Source organism: Lentilactobacillus curieae (assembly GCF_000785105.2).
Taxonomy (GTDB): Bacteria; Bacillota; Bacilli; order Lactobacillales; family Lactobacillaceae; genus Lentilactobacillus; species Lentilactobacillus curieae.
Genome location: NZ_CP018906.1, coordinates 343084 through 363844, shown reverse-complemented (window position 1 = coordinate 363844; position 20761 = coordinate 343084). Strand labels below are relative to the sequence as shown.

General features: G+C 41.7%; 22 protein-coding genes. 18 read left to right on the top strand and 4 right to left on the bottom strand.

Annotation, left to right across the window (positions count from 1 at the left end; all coding sequences use genetic code 11):
* The first annotated feature begins 75 nt into the window (after positions 1-75).
* From PL11_RS01970 to PL11_RS01925, 10 genes are all read left to right on the top strand, one after another.
* Positions 76-927 carry a CPBP family intramembrane glutamic endopeptidase gene (locus PL11_RS01970; protein ID WP_052127672.1) on the top strand — a complete coding sequence of 284 codons (852 nt, stop codon included), beginning with the start codon at positions 76-78 and terminating at the stop codon, positions 925-927.
* A gap of 124 nt (positions 928-1051) precedes the next feature.
* Positions 1052-1816, top strand: a complete 765-nt coding sequence (locus tag PL11_RS01965; protein WP_035165973.1) for an SDR family oxidoreductase — start codon at positions 1052-1054, stop codon at positions 1814-1816.
* Between the two features lie 570 nt (positions 1817-2386).
* Entirely contained in the window at positions 2387-3490 is a 1104-nt protein-coding gene (locus PL11_RS01960; RefSeq protein ID WP_035165971.1) for a glycerol dehydrogenase, read from the top strand.
* A 158-nt stretch (positions 3491-3648) separates the two neighbouring features.
* Positions 3649-3936: a hypothetical protein gene (locus tag PL11_RS01955; RefSeq protein WP_035165967.1), complete on the top strand. Its 288-nt coding sequence runs from the start codon at positions 3649-3651 to the stop codon at positions 3934-3936.
* Positions 3937-4070: 134 nt separating this feature from the next.
* A complete protein-coding gene (locus PL11_RS01950; RefSeq protein ID WP_035165965.1) occupies positions 4071-4520 on the top strand; it encodes a CopY/TcrY family copper transport repressor in 450 nt (149 codons plus the stop codon).
* Between the two features lie 12 nt (positions 4521-4532).
* Entirely contained in the window at positions 4533-4904 is a 372-nt protein-coding gene (locus PL11_RS01945; RefSeq protein WP_035165962.1) for a cupredoxin domain-containing protein, read from the top strand.
* A gap of 14 nt (positions 4905-4918) precedes the next feature.
* Positions 4919-5191, top strand: a complete 273-nt coding sequence (locus PL11_RS01940; protein ID WP_035165960.1) for a cupredoxin domain-containing protein — start codon at positions 4919-4921, stop codon at positions 5189-5191.
* A complete protein-coding gene (locus tag PL11_RS01935) occupies positions 5191-7116 on the top strand; it encodes a copper-translocating P-type ATPase (protein ID WP_035165958.1) in 1926 nt (641 codons plus the stop codon). Before PL11_RS01940 ends, PL11_RS01935 begins: the two co-directional genes overlap by 1 nt.
* Positions 7117-7653: 537 nt before the next feature.
* Complete coding sequence (locus PL11_RS01930; protein WP_035165956.1) at positions 7654-8133, top strand: hypothetical protein; 480 nt, start codon at positions 7654-7656, stop codon at positions 8131-8133.
* Between the two features lie 19 nt (positions 8134-8152).
* The gene (locus PL11_RS01925; RefSeq protein ID WP_035165955.1) at positions 8153-8581 is read left to right on the top strand and encodes a hypothetical protein; all 429 of its coding nucleotides are present in this window, start codon (positions 8153-8155) and stop codon (positions 8579-8581) included.
* A gap of 58 nt (positions 8582-8639) precedes the next feature.
* Here PL11_RS01925 and PL11_RS01920 read toward each other — a convergent pair whose 3' ends face one another.
* Positions 8640-10058 carry an MFS transporter gene (locus tag PL11_RS01920; protein WP_052127671.1) on the bottom strand — a complete coding sequence of 473 codons (1419 nt, stop codon included), beginning with the start codon at positions 10056-10058 and terminating at the stop codon, positions 8640-8642.
* A gap of 459 nt (positions 10059-10517) precedes the next feature.
* Here PL11_RS01920 and PL11_RS01915 point away from each other — a divergent pair, with 459 nt between their 5' ends.
* The 3 genes from PL11_RS01915 to PL11_RS01905 all read left to right on the top strand — a co-directional run bounded on the left by PL11_RS01915 (position 10518) and on the right by PL11_RS01905 (position 11605).
* Complete coding sequence (locus PL11_RS01915; protein ID WP_035165954.1) at positions 10518-11063, top strand: sigma-70 family RNA polymerase sigma factor; 546 nt, start codon at positions 10518-10520, stop codon at positions 11061-11063.
* An 87-nt stretch (positions 11064-11150) separates the two neighbouring features.
* Complete coding sequence (locus tag PL11_RS01910; protein WP_052127669.1) at positions 11151-11360, top strand: DUF1659 domain-containing protein; 210 nt, start codon at positions 11151-11153, stop codon at positions 11358-11360.
* A gap of 20 nt (positions 11361-11380) precedes the next feature.
* On the top strand, positions 11381-11605 hold the full coding sequence (locus PL11_RS01905; protein WP_035165953.1) for a DUF2922 domain-containing protein: 225 nt from the start codon (positions 11381-11383) through the stop codon (positions 11603-11605).
* A 136-nt stretch (positions 11606-11741) separates the two neighbouring features.
* On the opposite strand, the gene PL11_RS01900 is transcribed toward PL11_RS01905, so the two are convergent.
* The gene (locus PL11_RS01900) at positions 11742-13124 is read right to left on the bottom strand and encodes an MFS transporter (protein ID WP_035165952.1); all 1383 of its coding nucleotides are present in this window, start codon (positions 13122-13124) and stop codon (positions 11742-11744) included.
* A gap of 148 nt (positions 13125-13272) precedes the next feature.
* Between PL11_RS01900 and PL11_RS01895 the strand changes: the two genes are divergently transcribed.
* From PL11_RS01895 to PL11_RS01885, 4 genes are all read left to right on the top strand, one after another.
* On the top strand, positions 13273-14121 hold the full coding sequence (locus tag PL11_RS01895; protein ID WP_035165951.1) for a helix-turn-helix domain-containing protein: 849 nt from the start codon (positions 13273-13275) through the stop codon (positions 14119-14121).
* Between the two features lie 125 nt (positions 14122-14246).
* Positions 14247-14804: a hypothetical protein gene (locus PL11_RS10225; protein ID WP_152638987.1), complete on the top strand. Its 558-nt coding sequence runs from the start codon at positions 14247-14249 to the stop codon at positions 14802-14804.
* A gap of 21 nt (positions 14805-14825) precedes the next feature.
* On the top strand, positions 14826-16640 hold the full coding sequence (locus tag PL11_RS01890) for a hypothetical protein (protein WP_237047507.1): 1815 nt from the start codon (positions 14826-14828) through the stop codon (positions 16638-16640).
* 327 nt (positions 16641-16967) lie between these two features.
* Positions 16968-18482 carry a hypothetical protein gene (locus PL11_RS01885; protein WP_078256885.1) on the top strand — a complete coding sequence of 505 codons (1515 nt, stop codon included), beginning with the start codon at positions 16968-16970 and terminating at the stop codon, positions 18480-18482.
* A gap of 183 nt (positions 18483-18665) precedes the next feature.
* On the opposite strand, the gene PL11_RS01880 is transcribed toward PL11_RS01885, so the two are convergent.
* Positions 18666-19463, bottom strand: coding sequence for a hypothetical protein (locus PL11_RS01880; protein WP_078256884.1), 798 nt, complete (start codon positions 19461-19463; stop codon positions 18666-18668).
* Between the two features lie 67 nt (positions 19464-19530).
* Here PL11_RS01880 and PL11_RS10330 point away from each other — a divergent pair, with 67 nt between their 5' ends.
* Positions 19531-19704, top strand: a complete 174-nt coding sequence (locus PL11_RS10330) for a hypothetical protein (RefSeq protein WP_191982079.1) — start codon at positions 19531-19533, stop codon at positions 19702-19704.
* A 535-nt stretch (positions 19705-20239) separates the two neighbouring features.
* Here the strand turns inward: PL11_RS10330 and PL11_RS01875 are convergent.
* Entirely contained in the window at positions 20240-20629 is a 390-nt protein-coding gene (locus tag PL11_RS01875) for a hypothetical protein (RefSeq protein ID WP_035165949.1), read from the bottom strand.
* Between the last annotated feature and the right edge of the window lie 132 nt (positions 20630-20761).

Sequence of the window (20761 nt, the reverse complement as noted above, 5' to 3'; positions counted from 1 at the left end):
GGCAAAATATCTCTGTGCTTAGGTTGATATATGGTGGTAGGGTGCTATCATTGGTCTTGATAAAGGGGGTTGATTATGAAACGAGTATACGAGACCAGCCGAGACATTCTGATTGTCCTGGTGGTCACATTTCTACTGATGCTTGCTGCACAAATTTTACCGTATATTTTTGGATTTCTTGGAATTAGCTATCAATTCTTAAGTAGCACGAATGTTGGAATGCTGCTTACACTTTGGAGCGAGATTGTTGGCGTCCTGCTAATCATTTGGATCTACAGGAGAAATCGCCAAATTGTTGCTCTGGACTTTAGAGATTGGCACCATTATCTCAACGGAATTTGGGGTGGGCTAGGACTGTTTGCTTTAGTCTGGCTGATCAGTGTTTTTCTCAAGGGTTTTACCATCAGTTGGGTGTTTAAGCCGAGTTCGATTGGAATCATCATTTTACTTTTTGGTGGCTTTTTGATTCAAAGTTTCTTCGAAGAGCTTCTATGTCGGGGCTACGTGATGGGGTACTTTCTGTCTAAAGACCGCACCGTCCTAGCGGTAATCTTAAACTCGCTGATTTTTGCAGCTTTGCATATGGCTAATCCAGGGGTTAACTGGCTTGCTGGAGTGAACTTAATTATGTTTGCCCTCTCAATGTCGTTTGTGAGATTGATCTGGGATAACCTGTTGATCAACGGTGCCATCCACGGAGCTTGGAACTTTGCGGAAGGGGTGTTGTTTGGCACGTCAGTTTACGGAACGCAAAATGTAGCCGGTCTATTTCAGTCACACGAGACGGGAGTTAGCACTTTGATCAACGGTGGAACATTTGGACTGGAGGCAAGCTTGATTTGCTTCGTTGTCTATGCGGTGTTCCTGGGTTGGCTAGTGAATAAGTATCGTAATATGAATAGGCATGTGGGATTGAGGTTCTACTAAACGTTAAAATATCGGGCACTACGATTGAATCGAAAATTCACGTAGTGCTTTTTTGTTCAACATTCTTGTAACCGTTTTTAGAAAATATATACTGAACTTGTAATTAAAGAATGGAGGGATTATTATGACAGGTCGTTTGGAAAATAAGGTTGCAATTATTACTGGTGCTGGCTCTGGAATGGGAGCTTCAATGGCGAAGTTATTTGCTAAGGAGGGTGCTAAGGTTGTTGCCGCTGATCTGAATGAGGAACGGCTTCAAGAAGTCGTTTACGCCATTACTGATGCTGGCGGGGATGCTAAGCCAATCAGAGTTGACGTTTCCAATGAGGGTAACATCAAAGAAATGTTTGAGTTTGCTCAGAAGGAGTACGGTAAACTCGATATTGTTGTGAACAACGCTGGAATCATGGATAACATGGCGGCAGCGGGGGACGTTACCGATGACATGTGGCAAAAGGTATTTGCTGTTAATACCGACAGTGTCATGTACTCAACTCGTGAAGCAATTCATGCATTCCTACCACAAAAGAGTGGGACAATTTTGAACATTGCTTCAGTTGGTGGTACCAACGGTGGTCGTGCTGGGGCTGCTTACACAGCTTCTAAACACGCAGTGGTTGGGCTCACCAAGAACACTGCGTATATGTATGAACCTGATGGCATTCGGGTGAATACGATTGCTCCAGGTGGAATCAAGACCAACATTGCTGAGTCGATGAAGGGCGTGGATGAGCACGGTATGAAGCGTCAAATGGTCGGTATGGGCTTATCACCAGAACCTGGATCTGCCGAAGAAATTGCCAATGCAGCACTGTTCTTAGTTTCGGATGAAGCTAGTTATGTGAATGGTGTGGTGATGCCGGTAGATGGGGGATGGACGGTATATTAGAATCATCGTTCAAATAAAAAAGTGTTCTGAAGTGAACCCTTAAAATTGGAGTAAAATATTTACGCAGCTTTCTGGCTGGTATGAATTCGGTAATTTACTGGACTCATGCCGGTCAGTTTTGTTTTTATTCGTTCATTTTGCAAAAAATTACATTTGAAAGGACACTAAAATTAATTAAATTTCTGAACATATGTTCGTGTTTTCTGATATACTATTCTCCAAAGAGGAGATTCGCTATGGAAGGTTTAGACATCAATCAAGTTTTACATATGACCCACACAGACGCTGTCGAACGCCACAAGTACGGCATTATCACCTTGGAATAACTGCGGGCAAATTTTATCGGGGGAGTTAATGGCGGTAGTGATAGTATCGTTGATCAAACCATCGACGAGATTGGCTACAACCAGTTTATCTTCTATATGTTTGTGGCCAAGGAAGATGAGCAGTATGCGGGACAGGGATACCCGTTGGGATTTCTTGATTAGCAGTCAAAATTCACTTATTTCTGAATAAGCTGTTTTATAATGTCAATATTAAATGGGAACTAAAAGTAAGGGGAGGGTCTCCATGAAAACACGGATGTTTGCAAGTCCGTCTAGATATGTACAGGGAGAAGATGTTTTCAAATCGCCTAAGAAGTATATGGAAAATCTTGGAAACAAGCCATTGTTGATTTGCGACGATTTTGTTTGGAAAATAATTGGGAAAGAACTTAGTAAATCAATGATTGATGATGGTTTTACAGTAAAACGAGAAGGGTTCAATGGTGAATCTTCTGAAGAAGAGATTTCTAGAATAGTTGATGTGGCTAAAAGTGAGGAATCCGACTTTATTATCGGTCTAGGTGGCGGTAAGGCTATTGATACAGTTAAGAACGTTGCTGATCAAATTGGTTTTCCAGTTGCTGCTTTACCAACCGTTGCGTCGACAGACGCACCATGTTCTGCACTTTCAGTAATTTATACGCCTGATGGTAAATTTAGTAAGTATGCTTTTTATGATAAAAATCCTGATTTAGTGTTAGTTGATACTAGAGTGATTGCTAACTCACCGACGAGATTGTTAGTTGCTGGAATTGGTGATGCAATGGCAACAAATATTGAAGCACAGGACGTAGCCCGAGGTTATAATAAATCAATGCTTTGGGAAGCTCCAACACTTGCTTCGCTAGCTATTGCACAGACCTGCGCAGACAATCTATTTAAGCATGGAGCTGAGGCAGTTGCGGCAGTAAATGGAAATGTCGTTACCCAAGCCTTAGAAACAGTGGTTGAATCAAATACGTTATTAAGCGGTTTAGGATTTGAAAGCTCTGGTCTGGCGGCAGCTCATGCGATTCACAATGGACTCACTGCACTGAAAGTTGATGGCAAAAAGATTTTGCACGGTGAGAAGGTGGCCTACGGGTATCTATGTGAATTAATGTTAGACAATGTCCCTTCTGAAGAACTAGACAAGTTTATTAAATTTAATCAGAAGATTGGGCTTCCGACGACTCTTGATGATTTAAATCTCGGAGATGTAAATCAAGACGATTTATTAAAGGTTGGTGAACAGGCGACAATTAAAGACGAAACAATTCATGAAATGCCATTCGAGGTGTCTGCTGAGGATGTAGTTGGTGCCATGGTTTCAGTTGACCAGTACGTAAAGAATAATTTTCAAAAATAATTGTTATAAGTAGAAGGGCTTCGTATAGGAGTCCTTTTTTCTTTACTAAAACTGCTAATAGGGACAACAACTCTTCAGACTTATTTCTTTAGAACTAAAGTCAGATAAACTATACTGACGGTGACAATAGTTGTGGAGTCAAAGGAGTTGATTAGACGATGGAGTGTGTTGAGAAGACATTTGTTTGGGTGTACGGGGATAATTATTCTCGATTTGGAAAGAAATACGAAGCATTGTTCGATGAAGAGATTAATCCCAATGTTGAATTGGCTGACGAAACTGGTTGTTTGACCATCGTCGGACCAATCCCGCCACACAAGGACATTTTGACTGTGAAGGGTCCAGGACATTATAAAATTCTTGGGATGGTACCGGCACAACCTGGAGCAACCATCGGTAACTTTAGAATTGATCACCCAGTTAAAAAGCTGGATGCATTTAAATAGTGAGGCTAAGTAATCATGACTTTCTAGGAAAGGTGTGGTTGCCTTTTATTTTGGATTTTACGTTGACAACTGTAAACGTAGGGTGTAAATTAGAATCAAGGTTTACAGATGTAAACGAAACGGAGAGATTAAATATGAACACAACCGCAACTGAAATGAGCACCGCAGAATGGTCAATCATGAGAATCGTTTGGACGCTTGGTGAGGCTACCAGCAATCAAGTTATTAACGCCATTCAACTGGAAAAGGATTGGACAGAGTCAACCATCAAGACTTTGCTTCGCCGATTGGTTGAGAAGACCGCTTTATCTACTAGCAAAGAGGGCAGAAAGTTCATCTATCACCCAACGATTGCTGAAGGGGATGCGATGAAGGCAACTGCCAGCGACATGTTCAACAACATCTGTGATATGCGCAAAGGTTCGGTCATCGCTGACCTCGTGCAAACCAGCCCATTAAGCAAGGCTGACATTGAAAATTTACAACAGCTATTAGCTGAAAAATCAAAGACAGCGCCCGACATGGTTGAGTGCAACTGCATGCCAGGCATGGATCATGGTGCTGACTGCTGCAAAATTGACTAGGAGGAACTAACAATGATCAAAATTTTAGTATTAATCGCAGGACTGGCCATCATCGGTTTTATCGTTTGGTGGTTCTTCGGTAAACACGAAGCGGCAGAAGAAGTTGCTAACGTCACCGATAACAACCAAATCGTCGACATCGAAGTCAACGGGGGTTACTCACCAGAAGTGGTTGTCCTTAAAAAGGGTGTTCCCGCTGAGTTGAACTTTACCAGAAAAGACGCTTCAAGTTGTTTAGATCGGGTGGTGCTTTCGGATTTTGGAATCAATCAGGAATTACCACAAAATGAAAAAGAAACCGTCAAAATCGATACCAGTAAATCCGGCGAGTACCAATGGGCTTGCGGTATGGATATGTTCCACGGCAAATTAATTATTGAATAATGGAGGAATTTAAAATGAGTACAGAAAAGCAAAACGTTGAGGTAATTGTTGATAAGGGCTACCAACCACAAATCGTGGAGTTAATGAAGGGTGTTCCAGCAGAAATTTCATTCAAACGAACTAACGAACAGGGCTGTCTAGATGTTGTTCACTCTAACGAGTTGGGCTTTGAAGAAAACCTCCCACTTAACGAAATCAAAACGGTGGAAGTTTCTACTGACAAGGCTGGTGAATTTGACTTCAGTTGTGGCATGGACATGTTCCATGGGAAAGTGGTGATTCAATAATGAAAATTGCGACTAGGTTCTGGGTTTCACTGATCTTTTCACTGCCAATGCTGGCTGAGATGATCTTGAAACCACTATTTGGCTGGATGCTTCCTGGTGGTGAATGGACAATGTTGGCTCTTACCACCGTGGTGATGCTGATTTCAGCCCGTCCGTTTCTCCAAAGTGCTTGGGCATCATTTAAAAAACACCACTCAAACATGGATACGTTGGTGGCGATTGGTACAGCCACCGCATACTTCTACAGTATTTACGCCATGATCTCAGGCCAACCAGTATTCTTCGAAAGTGCTACGTTCGTTACAACTTTCGTGCTACTTGGTCAGGTCTTTGAAGAGCGGATGAGAAATAACGCATCTAATGCCGTTGAAAAGCTCGTGAACTTACAAGCCAAAGACGCCGAAGTTTTGCGCGATGGTAAGTATGTAAAGTTGCCACTCTCTGAGATTCAGGTCGGTGATGTCATTCGGGTAAAACCAGGGCAAAAGATTGCCGTTGACGGAACTATCGCTGATGGAACTTCAACAATCGACGAATCAATGGTCACTGGTGAAAGCATGCCAGTCACCAAGCAAGCTGGGGATTCAGTTATTGGCTCAACCATTAACAATACCGGAACCTTTACCTTCGAAGCTAGCAAGGTCGGCGAAGACACTATGTTGGCTCAAATCGTTGAAATGGTAAAGAAGGCACAAAACAGCCACGCTCCCATTCAAAATTTGACTGATAAGATTTCCGATATCTTTGTCCCCATCGTATTGATTCTAGCCATCGTTACCTTCCTAGTTTGGTACGTCTTCATTGGCGCAACTGTCGCTAATGCCTTGATTTTTGCCGTGTCAGTTGTTGTGATTGCCTGCCCATGTGCTTTGGGATTGGCAACGCCAACTGCTCTGATGGTTGGAACTGGTCGTGGTGCGAAGATGGGAATCTTAATCAAAAATGGTGAGGTTCTCGAAGAAGTTAACGACGTTAAAACCGTTGTGTTTGATAAGACTGGTACCATTACCGTTGGTAAGCCAGAAGTTACTGATGTGATTGGTGACACTGACCAAGTTCTCAGTTTGGCTGCCGCCCTTGAAGAATCATCAGAACATCCATTGGCTACTGCTATTATGAATGAAGCAGCTGATAAAGCAATTACTGCTGAGGCTGCGACTAACTTCGAAGCCATTCGGGGCGAGGGAGTTAAGGCGACTGTTGCGGGTAAGAGCGTGATGGTTGGTAATGACAAACTAATCGGCCGAGTTTCGATGACTAAGGAGCTTGAAACCAAAGCTCACCAATTGCAAAACGAAGCTAAAACAGTGGTGTACGTGGCCGCTGACGACCAAATTATCGGTTTGATTGCAATTCAAGATACCCCTAAGGAAACTTCAAAGGCTGCCATTGCTGAATTGAAGGCTAAAGGGTTAGAAACGGTTATGCTGACTGGTGATAATGAGCGGGTTGCTAAGGCAATCGCTGATCAAGTCGGTATCGACAAAGTGATTGCTGATGTGCTGCCAGGCGATAAGGCTGACCACGTCAAACAATTGCAGGCTGACGGCAAAGTTGCCTTTGTCGGTGATGGAATTAATGATGCTCCCGCACTAAGTACTGCTGATGTTGGAATTGCGATGGGATCAGGAACTGATATCGCAATTGAATCGGGTGGTATTGTGTTGGTTAAGAACGATCTTCGTGACGTTGCCAAGGCACTTGAACTCAGTCGCAAGACGTTTAACCGAATCAAGTTAAACTTGTTCTGGGCATTCATCTACAATGTACTGGGAATCCCAGTTGCTGCCGGTATCTTCTACTTTATCGGCATGACACTCAGTCCTGAGTTGGCAGGGTTAGCGATGGCGTTTAGTTCATTGTCAGTTGTGACGAGTTCGGTACTACTAAATAAAGCAAAGATTGGAACAAAAACAATTGCTTAAAAAAGGAATCCTTCGGGATCCTTTTTTATAATAATCATTCTTTTAGCTATATAAACAGATTTAAGATAATCATTCTTTTAGCTATATAAACAGATTTAAGATAATCGCTCTTTTATCTATATCAACATGTTTAAGTTAATCATTCTTTTAGCTATATCAATGGGAGTGAACTAGAAATCTTGATTTCGTTCGTGAGCCCCCACAAAAACGACAGTAACTGAGGCTTGGTGAAGCCAGGCTCAGTCCTGACGTTTACTGTGTGAACGCAGTGGATATGGCTTTTTTGAATGATTACGGCAACAAAGATAAAAACTCCTCAGTAACGTATTTAGACGTTACTGAGGAGTTTTATTTTTAGATGAAGTTTCCCAAGCGAATGCTTTTGATTGTTGCCAAAGGAATCACCATCTTTCGAGAAATTGTAGTTTTAGTATGGCATGAAAGGCCGAGGTGGACAAGAAAATTGGTGTAGGTATCTTCCTAAAACAGGGGTAAAATACAAATGAGTAATACATAATAAGATTGGGAGAGAAAATTATGAAGTTAAATACAGGATTAATAGCACTTGCTGCTGTGGACGTTGTGTCATTTGCTGGTACTCAAGTAGCTGATGCCGCTACATGGCATAAAGGAATTCCTAAGTCTGTTAAGGGCTATTGGAAAGCTCACACAGGTGGCAAAAAAATCAAATCTGGTTATTACTACAATAACTATGTCTATACATCATTTTCTGGAACAACCATTTCTACCATGTTAAAGGCAGTCACACATCAAAATGGTAAGAATTTTCCTCAGTTCGATAGTGGCTCACCATTCTTTTACCATGTTAAGTACCATTATTTAGGGAACCATGTTTATAAGTTTAAGGGAACATACGCACTTGGTGGTGGAACGGGAACCATGACCGTAAAAGTATCTAAGCACAAGTTGTTAATGAATGATAATCATCAAAAGACTTTGTTAACTAAGATTTCGCATGCAACCTATAAGAAGGAATTGTATCCGTTATTTAAATAATTAGTGGGGGAAGATATTTATGAAGAAACTAAAACTTTTAGTGTTAACTTTTGCTGTCGTATTAAGCTTAACTACAGTTGCTGGTCAGATTGATGCTCAGGCTAAAGTTGTAACAGTTCCAACATCGTTGAGAGGTCGCTGGTTTTCAAAGGGAAGTTATGGCACCCAATTTATCAAAATGACCAAGTATACATTTTACGTTGCGGATTATGTGAATGGCCGCAAGCAATCAGGATCATGGGGAGTGTCGGGAAGACGATACATTTCTGGAACTAAAATACCAACTTTGTATCGTAGCAGTCATAAAACTCCAAAAGGGTATTGGAAAATTGGGGCAGCTCACTCCGATGGCGTCTGGTACTTAAAACGTGTTCATCACAACGGCCGCGTGGCATTGAGATCTTGGAGCCCTTACGGCAACTCAATTAGTTATTATTATCATCGATAAACATAAAGCACTTCCCTCACCGGAAGTGCTTTTCCTTTTCTCCAACTAACTCTTCTACTTAACTTCCATCTTCCTCAACACTCTCCACGCCGTTATCACGATCCCCCAACAACATCAGCCCAGCTGCCACAATAAATGTCAGTCGAGTTCCGTAAATGAACCATTCTGGGTGGCTTGGCAAATAACTGCTTACCTTATAACCAGCTAAGTGGCTCATAGTTGTGAAAATAACGAGGGAGGCTAGCGAAATTCCGATGATGTTACCCAGATTTACCGCCAAAGTTTGAGATGCCCCAGCAACTCCCAGCTTATCCTTCGCAATTGGTGACATGATCGTCGCTGTGTTTGGGGCAATGAAGATTCCCGTTCCGATTCCGTTTAATATAATCATCACAATAATGTAGGAAATTGCTGTGTTCTGGTCAAAGAAGTAATAACCGACCTGGGCAAGAAACATGAATGCTAATCCAGACATGATCATGATTTCCTTTGATGTTTTATCACCAATCCAGCCGCCAATTGGTGCAGCAATCGCCGTGGTGATTGGCGAAATCAATACCAATGCACCGGTGATGCCAACGCTGATTCCTCTAAAACTTTGAAGGTAGATTGGAAATATAAAACTAAATAATGAGTTCACGATTGGTGACAGAGCACCGACAAATAGGGCGGTACTATAAATTGGATTTTTAAATAGTGAGAAATCCAGGGTGGGTGCATCCACATCCTGCTCGACAATCCAAAAGGCGATGGCGACGATGGCAAATCCAACAAATAGGCCAATTACCATCAAATTTTCAAACCCAAGACTTTGGGCAAGCTCTAGTGCTGTAAAGAATAGTGAAATACTGATGAAGAGCAGTGCCGAGCCAGCGTAGTCATACTTGAATTTACCGGATTTGGTGGCTTCATCATCTAAATTCAAGAAGAGCCAACTCATGATGATGGCGATAATTCCGATGGGGATGTTGATCATGAAAATTGAATTCCATGGGAACACCTGCAGGAGAATTCCACCAAGCGCAGGTCCCGCGACATAGCCAGCCGAGATAAAAATCGTGTTGATTCCCATTGCCCGCCCACGTTGGTCAGGACTGAAGATTTGTGAGATGATGCCGTAACTATTGGAAAGGGTGGCGGCAGCGCCAATTGACTGAACGACTCGGGCAAGAAGTAGAAATTCAAACCCGAGATTGAAGCTGGCCATTAAGGAACCCAGGATGAATACATACGTGCCAGATTTAAAAACCTTGGTCTTACCGACAATATCACCAAGACGACCAAAGGAAATTAGTAACCCGGATAAAACAACCATATAAATAATTGAAATGTATGCGGTATGGCTCAACGGTACGTGAAGCGACTTAGAAATGATGGGCATTGCGATGTTAACAATCGACGCATCAATGTTTTCCATGACGGTCAATAGCCCAATGGCGGCTAAACCAAGCCATGGATTCTTCCTAATGTTATTCATGTTTTCCCCCTTGAAACTCCATTTAATGCAAACAGATTAACGCAATTGGGAGGGAAAGTGAACTAGATAGCCTAGGACGTTTTTCGCTATTTGATTATTCTATGGGTGGCTTTGATTATTCTTTTTGGCGTATCAACGGAATGCAGTGGGCACAGCTATGAGCCTTTAAAAAGTCTCATAGTCTGACCTTGTTGTAAGACATAAATGTCTAACAACAATTTCACTGCTGGTTGATACGCCTTTTTGAATAATCAGCGGATTATGTGGCAATGAGAACAACCATCACTCAATTATCCTCAAAAACTCCCAACGCTTTTCACCAGTCCAACCTTCAAAACCCATTAGCACCACGTTCACACGTCTAAAATCTCCCCCATAGTTCTCCCACTCCATCTCCTCCATACTAATATCTCGTGACAAGGGCCCTTGGATCAATTCAAACTTATGAGGAGATTCAAGATGATTCACGAGAACGTCAGAGAACAATATAATGAAGCATTCCAATTTCTAGTTGCCGGAGACCATGAAGTTATCATCTTCGGCGTCCTGCGCCGCCTACATATCGGACCAAACCACGAGTATTACGATGATATGGTTCAGGAGGGGCGACTGGCATTCGTCAACGCATACCCACAGGCACCGACTGACAGCGAGAAGAAACGCCTAGTTTACATCTACCAAAAGGTGTACTGGACAATGCTTAACTATCTAAAGAAACAAAGTACATTAAACAGCCATAAGTACGTACCTGACGAGACCACATCTGAACAAGATGAACTGTTCGATATTCCAGCAGAACACCGTTTTGAAACTGAGTATGACACCCACGCAGTATTTGCCCAGTTGATGGATAAATGCACCGAGTGCGAGAAACGGTACCTATTAGCTGCTTATAAGTATGGAATGAATAACACGGAAATTGCCCGTGAATACACGGTCAATCGCTCGACTGTGTACAAATGGAAAGAAGGGGTTATCCGAAAAGCTAAACAAATTAAAATTTAGGGGCAACACTTTTGGCACCTTATTTTGTTACTAATAGATGTAAGGGTTGGCCAATCACTTACATTAACTAATAAAGGAGAGTCAATTATGTCAAATAGAGCTTGGATGAAGTCAAACGTCACTTATACATTTGTTGGGGAAGGTCACGAAAAGGGTGTTAAGCACTCATTCGCACACATCGCTCAAAACGTATCTGCTGACCAAATCGTCGACTTCGCCGGAGTCCTTAAAGAACTTACTGGCGACCGCGTTATTGACGCAACTATTGCAACTACTGATCACGTTGGTGTGGAATAAGAATACTGGGGGAACTATAAATGAGTAAATTAGAATTAATCTTTGAATCAAGCGACAAAAAAGTTAAGACTTTGCAACTAGCATACGCACGTACTGACGTGTCTGAGCAAGTTGCTCGCGCCCAAATGGATAAGATTGCTGCTTTGAAAATGTTCGACAATGACGGCATTAATCCGTACGCTAAACCATTGGCTGCACGTTACACAGAAACTACTCACGCTTCAATTTTCGACAATCGTAAGTAATCACTGGCTAAAGAAACTTAATATCAAACACTAAAAAACACCTCTCGAAACTAAAAAATGCCCACTGAGAAATTGGTCTCAGTGGGCATTTTTTGCAGGTTTAGGAGAGTTTTAACACCTGCTTAGGTTAATCAAATTATTTATCTTCAGCGTGGCGGACATCAAGATCAGCCTTAATTTGTGGTTGCATCTTTTCGTACTTGCTGTACATAACCATTACGATTGCACCAATGATGAAGAAGATTGCTGGTAAGTAACCAAATGAGAATTTGATTGCTGAAAGTGCTGAGGCAGTTTGCGTAGCACCTGCCTTGTAACCAGCATTTTCCAAGATGATTGACGGAATGAATCCACCAAGTCCAGAACCCATCTTGATGGCGAATGAACTACTAATGGCAGTTAAGAAACCAGAAGCACGGATACCGTTCTTCCATTTACCGTAGTCAACACCGTCGGCTAACATTGCGAATGGCATTGAGACAGAGATACCAGTACCAACTGAGGCAACTGACCAAGCAATGGCGAGCAAGATGAAGCTATTACCTGCCAAGCTAGTTGCAACTGATCCGGCAGCGGCAAGTGCTAAACCAAACATTAATACGTGTGTCTTACTAAACTTCTTAACCAAGAATGGAATCAATACCATTCCCAGAATTTGGAACATAATCAAAGCGTTCAATACTGAAGCGAATTCCTTGTGGCCTAAGTTGTATTGATTGTAGTAGATCAATACGGCTGAACGTGAGGCATTACCTAACCAGTAGAACACGAAGGCAATGACTAAGATGAACCATGGCCAGTTACTCTTAGCTGACTTGATACTTTGAAGAATAGGTAATGGTTTAACTTTTTCGGTGTTGATTTCTTTAGTTCCTGAGAAGGCGAATAACAGAAGGGAAAATCCAATCAAACCAAAGATAATTGCATTGTAGCGCCAACCAGCAACGGCGTTAGTACCGCCAAGAACTTTAACGAAGGTAAGTGTGAATGAAGCAGTGATGAAGAAACCAATGTTACCACCAATCATTCTAAATGAGTTTAACTTGATTCGTTCGTCAGAATCATTGGATAAGTTAGGCAAGATAGCACTGATTGGAGTACTTACTCCGGTGTAACAAATTCCAAATAGGATGTAAGTTGCTAGTGCGTAAATGAACTTAACGCCCTGAGAAATGTCTGGGCTCCAGAATGTCATTACAAAGAAGATTGCAAATGGTGCCGCCATCCATAAGAACCATGGACGAGATTGACCGAATTTACTGTGAGTGTGATCGATAATGAACCCCCAGATTGGAGCATCGAATGCGTCTAGGATTCGGGCAACTAACAGAATAATTCCGGCGGCCCCAACAGAAATCCCAAATACATCAGTGTAGTAGTAAAGAATAAATGTAGTAACTGTGGTGTAGAGTAAATTACCAGCGGTATCGGTACTTGCAAAGGCTAGTACCCTGTGTAGGGGCAGACGACTTGATTTAGTAGTATCTGTCTTTGCAGCAACTTTGTGTGAAGTTTCCATAATGTTTCCTCCCAAAAATAATATAAACGCTTACATTTTTATGTGATAGCGTTTTCTTTTGATTAAAAATATAAACTGAAAGCGTATAATATAAAATGCAATATTCAATTTATAATTTATAAAAAATAACACACGAAGGAGTAAGTTAATGGAATCCAATCAAGTGTTATCAATCTCATGCGTTCCAATGCCGGTCTTCATTGAGGGAGGAATTGCCCACTTTATTAAGGGGGATAACCACCCTGATGGTGACGACCTACCATACTTTGTGATGATTCTTTTGGAAAAGGGTCACCTCTATTTAAGTGAAGATGACAATGACTACATTATTGAACCAGGCCAAATGTTTATCCTCCAACCCATGCACCATCATTATTCCTGGAAACCCGTGGAGGAGGAGACCGATTACTACTGGCTACACTTCTATGTATCTGGTAATTGGAAGCAATCTGATCATCCAGTTCGGCAACCAAGCAAGATCGAAGTACCCAACCTTCACTACTCACCTCCTGACTTAACATTATATCTCAACAAACAGCAGGATCTAAGCGAGTTGTCTGGGCTAACTGACAAAATCGACGTTATCTTCGAATCTAGCTTTGAAAACGCCGAGCTTGGGTTCTGGCGAAGCCAACAGCAGTTCATCAACGTTCTTCAATACCTGCAGTCAAATGTCGAAGTGGCTACCAGTTCACAACGTCTTGCCAGTCAGGTCATCAAGTACCTCAAGAATAATTACGCTGATGAAATCAACAACGAACTACTATCTAAACAGTTCCATACTCACGAGTCGTACATTATCCGTAGCGTTAAGAACACCTATGGCATCACTCCCAATAAGTATCTGACGCGAGTTCGCATCGATGAAGCCAAAAACCTACTACTTAATTCTGACAAGTCAGTCTCAGAGATTTCAGAAGAGGTCGGCTTCCAAAATGTTTACTACTTCTCCACTGTATTTAAGAAACAAGAAAAAATCACCAACCGCATATCGTAACAGTAAATTTAAACAGTCGAAGTAGCGACTGTTATTTTTTATAAATTGTGTCTATTATATTCTATTTGAAAACTTTTGAAATCGTTTACAATTCTTATTAACAAATTAAACTTAAGGAGACTGCTATGAGAATTGGAAATTATGACCTTGCTTTTAACGAACGGGGCAACCTCATTAAATTAGTAAACACTACTGACGCTCACAAGATGAACTGGGTTATTGACCCAGACTACTTGGCAGACGCTGGTTACCACGATGACGATAAGTTATTCGGAGAATTCTCAGGAGTAATCAACGGCCAGTCAATCATCAGTACTGACATTACCCCTGCAGTTGAACAAACAACCGACACAACAACAGTTAACTACGCAATTAACGATAACGTTGACTTTAAAATTATGTACCAAAACGCTGACGGCAACGTTCAAGTTCACTACGAACTCGCCAACCGTACTGATGCCACTTTAGATGTTAGCGACTTTGAAGTTTGGATTCCATTTTCATATGTAATGTTCCGTGACAAGGACGTTCGTAAAAATATTCACAACTCCTCAGCGTTCTTCGCAAGCATCTCAAACAACTACACGAAGGTAGCTAACATGCGCCGAGATGGTGAAAACACTAGTCTAGGTTTCTACCAAACCCAAGGTGAAGTTCGCTCAATCGGTTCATACTGTGACTAAACGAACCTCTTCTTTGAAAACGTGTCACCATCGTTAGACGGCATGCTTTTCAACAAGATTGTCTTTGCTGGTGGCTACCCAGAAGGTAACGGCCCTAAGAACGACTGGATCTACAGTGAAGCTGGAATTGAAGTTCCCGCTAACTCAACTAAGACCTGGGAGTTCATCATGGCAGACTTCACTGACCGCGATAACTTCTATGAAGTTGGTAATCAGCTAGGCCACCCAATCGTGACCGCTGATCCAATGATCCAGGAAGGCACTGACATCCACGTCAACGTCCAACTTCCTGCAGGCCTTGAAGTCGCTAAGATGACCGTAACCACTAACACAGATGGCGAGCTAATCACTACTGACGTTACTGACAAATTCAGCAATGGTGTCGCTGCCTTTACCAACCACGTTGCTGGCGAACACAAGGTGGAAGTCGTCTTCACGGACGGAACTTCAGACATGTTGATCTACAACGTTACCAAGTCACTTGCTGACGTGCTTAACGACCGGGTAGAGTACATCTCTAACGAACTGTACCAAGGGGCTGGTGCTGAGGTACCATACAGCTACAAGCCACTTTCTAATCAAGGGGAGTCGCTTGGAAAACTCAGTTTAGTACTTCAACAAAACTTGCTAAACGTGGGTCACTTGAATTCCGAACAAGTTCAAAAGGTTGAGCTGAGTGTCGTTAATTACGTTCGGCCAAAGTGGTTCATTGACGGGGATTTCTTTAACCCTCGTAAACTCTACGGCGACTTCTACCGTTGTATGGACTTCGAGTACATCGGCCACGTCTTCTACCTATTATCTAAATTCGATGATAGTGTCTTGAAACTCAACTCAGGAAAAGAGTACCTTTCATGGGCTGCTGATGTGTTCGATCTTCGGGTCAACCCAGACCTGCACACTGACCCTCGTGCCAAGGAAGAATCACAAATGTTAGGAGTTTTCTTCCTATATATTAACGATTTATTAGCCGACCTTAAAGCGGGTGGGCTAACAGACAAATACGAAATCATCAAAGAACGTTGGAACCAAATTACTGCTAAGATTGACAAAGCCAGTGACACTTACCAAGCCGCAATCACTGAACACTTCTATGACAACGCTGGCTTCGGCCCAGCTAGTGGGGCTCTCAGTATGTCTGGCCACAAGGATGCCGCTAAGAAGTACGCAAGCCTATTAAGAGCCAACATTGGCTACTCCAATGACTTTCGGGCTCAAGCTCCCGATAGATGGTGGGAAGCATTGTCATACATGATGCACTCACTTTGGGGTGGTATCACTTCTGCAGCCTCACAGATTGCCTATGATAACTTGGGTGACGCTGAACTGCTGAAGGGTGCTTACCGCTCAACTGTCGCAATGCTTTACCTATACGATACTGAAGCAACCGCAACTGATCGCCCACTAAAGAAGGGGGAAGCTGCCTCGACATTCAGTATTGCAGGACCGAACATTAACCGTCCTGACCTATCAAGAAACCGTTTTGGTCAATCAGCCTTCGCTCAAGATGGGGGGATCTTCGCTAAACTCTTCCCTGAAGGCGACACTGGTTACGCCGATTGGGACATGGGTGAAGAGATGGTAGCCTACCTTAATGGATTCGGTCAGAAGACATATGTGGTTGGTTCGGGGGATGACCTTAAAGTGATCAACGGTCGTCTGGAACAAGTTGCTGATGACGAGTATATCGTTCATAGCTACGCTCCATACCCAACTGAGTACATCTTCCAAGATGGCGGTGAAGACTATCGTGTAGCGGGTTCTGACTACGAAGATAAGGTGCTGCTAAAGGGTGGTAAGTTCACTCAATATGTAGGTTCAGAACTTAGCAAATAATAATCAATATCATTAGTAAAATATGTTACATTCTATTAATGGAACACAGACGTTACGCTTAATTGTGCAAAGGGTTCGCCAAATTGGTGAACCCTTTTATGTTCGCAAAGAAAACGCTTTTGTGAATTGTTACATTATTGTTACCACTATAACAAATCCGTGAATTATTCTGAAATTTATTGCGTGAGGGTGGGGATGGTTATATACTTTCATACGTAAGGTTAATTCAGTTCGAAAAACAATTGTACTTTTGCGATTCCTACTGTAAAATTAACCGTACCGTCACACAAAGCGGTAAAAACTATATATATTGGAGGAAACAAGATAATGAAGTCAAGTTTAAAGAAATCATTATTTGTTGGTTTGGCAGCTTTAGGCTTCTTTGCAGCAGCTGGTACTGCAAATGCTACTAATGCTTCAGCAAAGTCATACGCTAAAGTTACGTCAAACAAGACCCTTACCGGTGATGTTACTACTCGTAACGTTAACGTTAACGGATCAAACGCACTATACACTAAGGCTGGTACTTTAAAGGGTGCCAAGAAGGTAGCTACTACAACTACTCTTGCAGGCCTTAAGGACAGCAAGCAAGGCCAAAAGAACTGGCGTGCTTACCGTGTTGCTACTACTAACCGTGGCTCAGTTTACTACAAGATCGTATCATTCGATAAGACTTACCGTGGCTGGATCTATGGTGGTAAGAGCACTTCAGCATTTGCTGGTGGTATCGCTTCATACGCTACTACTCAAGCTTCAAACGACAGCAAGGCTGACAACAAGACTACTTACAAGTTAGCTAACACTGTTGCTAACGAAAACAAGGTAATCTTTGCTCAACCAGCATGGTCACAATACAAAGTTGGTCGCGCTAAAGTTGGTGGAAACGGTGCCGTTATTGCTGATGCAAGCAAGTACAACGATGCTACTTTCACTCTTGCTAAGGCCGTTACTACTTCACGTGAAGGCCAAACTTGGTACCAAATCGCTAACTCATCAAACAAAGACATTGATGGTGCTTACGTATTAGCTGACAACGTTCAAGCTACTAAACCAGCTGAAACCCCTGTTGCAGCTAACCAAGTACGTGTTAACTTTGTTGATGCATCAACAAGCAAGTCTGTTGGTAAAGTAACTGTTACAAATACAGCTAACTATGCAACCGCTGTTAACATGCTTAAAGCTATAGATGCTTACCTTGGTGGTATGTCAACGAGTGGCCATCAAGTTCAAATTGGTAACTTCTGGACCACTCAATTATCAGCACTTTCATCATATTCATATGCTGCATTGACTCATGGTCAAAGAGCAAACAACTTGCAAAATATCCTCAACGTTCAATTTGGTAAAGAAATTACTATCCTTGTAACTCCTTCTACTAACGTACAAGCTGTTTCAAAAGCAAAATTTAACACTGATAATCAAGATCCTCAAAACACTGGTGCTAACAACACTGCACAAACAGATGTTTTGAAGAATGCTTATATTGCAAATTCTGGTAAGACAGCAAAGCCTTATAACGATGCTGTAGCTGCATTTACGAGTGCACTTCGCTTACCAAAAGGAACTACAATCACCGATGCTGCAGTTAAGTCTGCACTTCAAGCACAAGGTTTGACTGATTTCTACGCAGTTAAGTCAAACGATGGAAACGGTAGCTTTAAGGATAATGCTAACCCATTCACACCAGGTGAAAAGGTACAACTTTGGCACTACACTTATGACAGCATGACAGCTAAAGGCAATGCTGGTGACAGCGACGCTTCTGTAACTGTTAGCTTCAAAGTTTCAAAGACACCTATTACAGTTAAAAACATTTCAAACACTTGGGATGCTTTAAGCTAAAATTAATTCCATTTTAGATATCAAATTGAGTCGATCTCTTTTGATTTTATTATTATTAATCATCTGAATCTTATGTACTAGTAAATGCAAATACACAAAACTAGCAAGGTGTTAGTTTTTTAAATCAGATACTAAAAAAGGGCCAACTTAACAAAAAGTTGGCCCTTTTTCAACTCAATTCAATTAGTTAATTGAGTTGAAAATGTCTTTAAATGTGTTGTGGTATTGTGATGCATCCAAGTTAGCAACGTGCTTACGATTTACAGTGTAAGTAAATACAGTAGCAGGTGTTTGTACTTGGAATCCACCCTTAGATTGATCATATAGTGGGGAAGAAGCAATTTGGCTAGGTGTAATTGTTGCATGACCAGCAATCAAACCTTGGCCAACAAGGTTGTTGTTCAAAGTGTTTGGTGTAACAAATGAACTGTCAGATGTCTTGAATAGGAAGTAAATATCATCTAAACCTTGAGCCTTAAGTGCATCGAATACAGCTTGGCTGTTAACATACTTGCCAGTAGCACCCTTAAGAGCTGACTTAAATGCAGCCTTTAATTCGCCAAGAGTAGTAATTTGACCCTTTGAGTTTTGTACATAAGTACTATCTGCAAGGATTTGGTTACCATTTGCGTTAGTTGATGTCATACCATAATGAACGTCAGCCATAAGGTTAACGGCACCACTAAATACAGATGCTGTTACTTGATTCTTAACAAAAATCTTAGTATATGAACCGTATTGTGAGTTTGCTAAAGCTGAGTTGTTTGCAGCTACTTGACCCGCATTCAATCCATCTAATGAATAGTTAGTTAAGCCAAGTTCATTAAGGTAACGATCAACGCTTGCTGTTGTGGGGTTAGCGTAGTTTGTGATAGTATTTTGAGCTGCAGCTTCATTAACTTGCTTGTTTAGAACTTTTTGTCCCAATGCCTTACCAGTGTCAGCATCAATGAATTGAACACCAGTTTGTGATTGTGACAATGTAGGAACTGCTGGCTCAGCTGGTTTAGCAGCTTGAACGTTGTCAGCTAATACGTAAGCACCATCAATGTCTTTGTTTGATGAGTTAGCGATTTGGTACCAAGTTTGGCCTTCACGTGAAGTAGTAACGGCCTTAGCAAGAGTGAAAGTAGCATCGTTGTACTTGCTTGCATCAGCAATAACGGCACCGTTTCCACCAACTTTAGCGCGACCAACTTTGTATTGTGACCATGCTGGTTGAGCAAAGATTACCTTGTTTTCGTTAGCAACAGTGTTAGCTAACTTGTAAGTAGTCTTGTTGTCAGCCTTGCTGTCGTTTGAAGCTTGAGTAGTAGCGTATGAAGCGATACCACCAGCAAATGCTGAAGTGCTCTTACCACCATAGATCCAGCCACGGTAAGTCTTATCGAATGATACGATCTTGTAGTAAACTGAGCCACGGTTAGTAGTAGCAACACGGTAAGCACGCCAGTTCTTTTGGCCTAACCGCGCGTCTACTAAGGCTTACTAATCAGTCCGCCACGGGAGTGGTGACGGGCTGATTAGCGCGGAAAGTGCGTTCCCACAAAAAGTTATGAATGAAATAAGAAGCTAATATTAATGACGGTTCAAAATGATATTAGGATATTAATAATAAAATATTAAGTGATTAATGGCGGATATATAATAATATATCCGCCATTTTTGCTTTAAATAATAATATTAATATTTAAATGTTCACGGGTACTTGATTTGCCAAGCAAATTACAAAACTCCCTAATTCTTGTTGCCTATGTTTAACGGTAATATGATTCTCCATACTTCATCGAACGGGTGGTGTTGTACTGAATGTGATGCTTGGAATCCCATTTGAAGTATCGAGTTGTTGGTTTGTGGCTGTAAACTGTTTCTATACCACGAATTTTATAGTAATGATGACCTAAGTATTGGTATTTGACCTTGTTCAAGAAATCAGGATCACTACCCATGGCGTGACTATAATTTTTTCCAATCCGTATGGTAAAAACTACGTTACCGAAGAATCTATTCGGTTTGGTCTTCCAAGTACCTCGTAAAGCCTTAGGCGTTCCTTGGTGCCAAGTTGCGGCTTCAGTGTTTGCTGATGTGATGGTCAAGCCCCCAAATAACCCAGCGCTGACCAATAAAGCTAAAACTGTTTTTTTCATAAGTTTCCCCTCCAAATTACTATTATTGTACTGCCGATTTAATTTAAGTAAAAGGTGGGGCTGAAAGGCTGGATAATAAAAAAGGTATCCCAAGAGGATTAACTTTATCTGGTCAGTTGTTATACCCAGTGC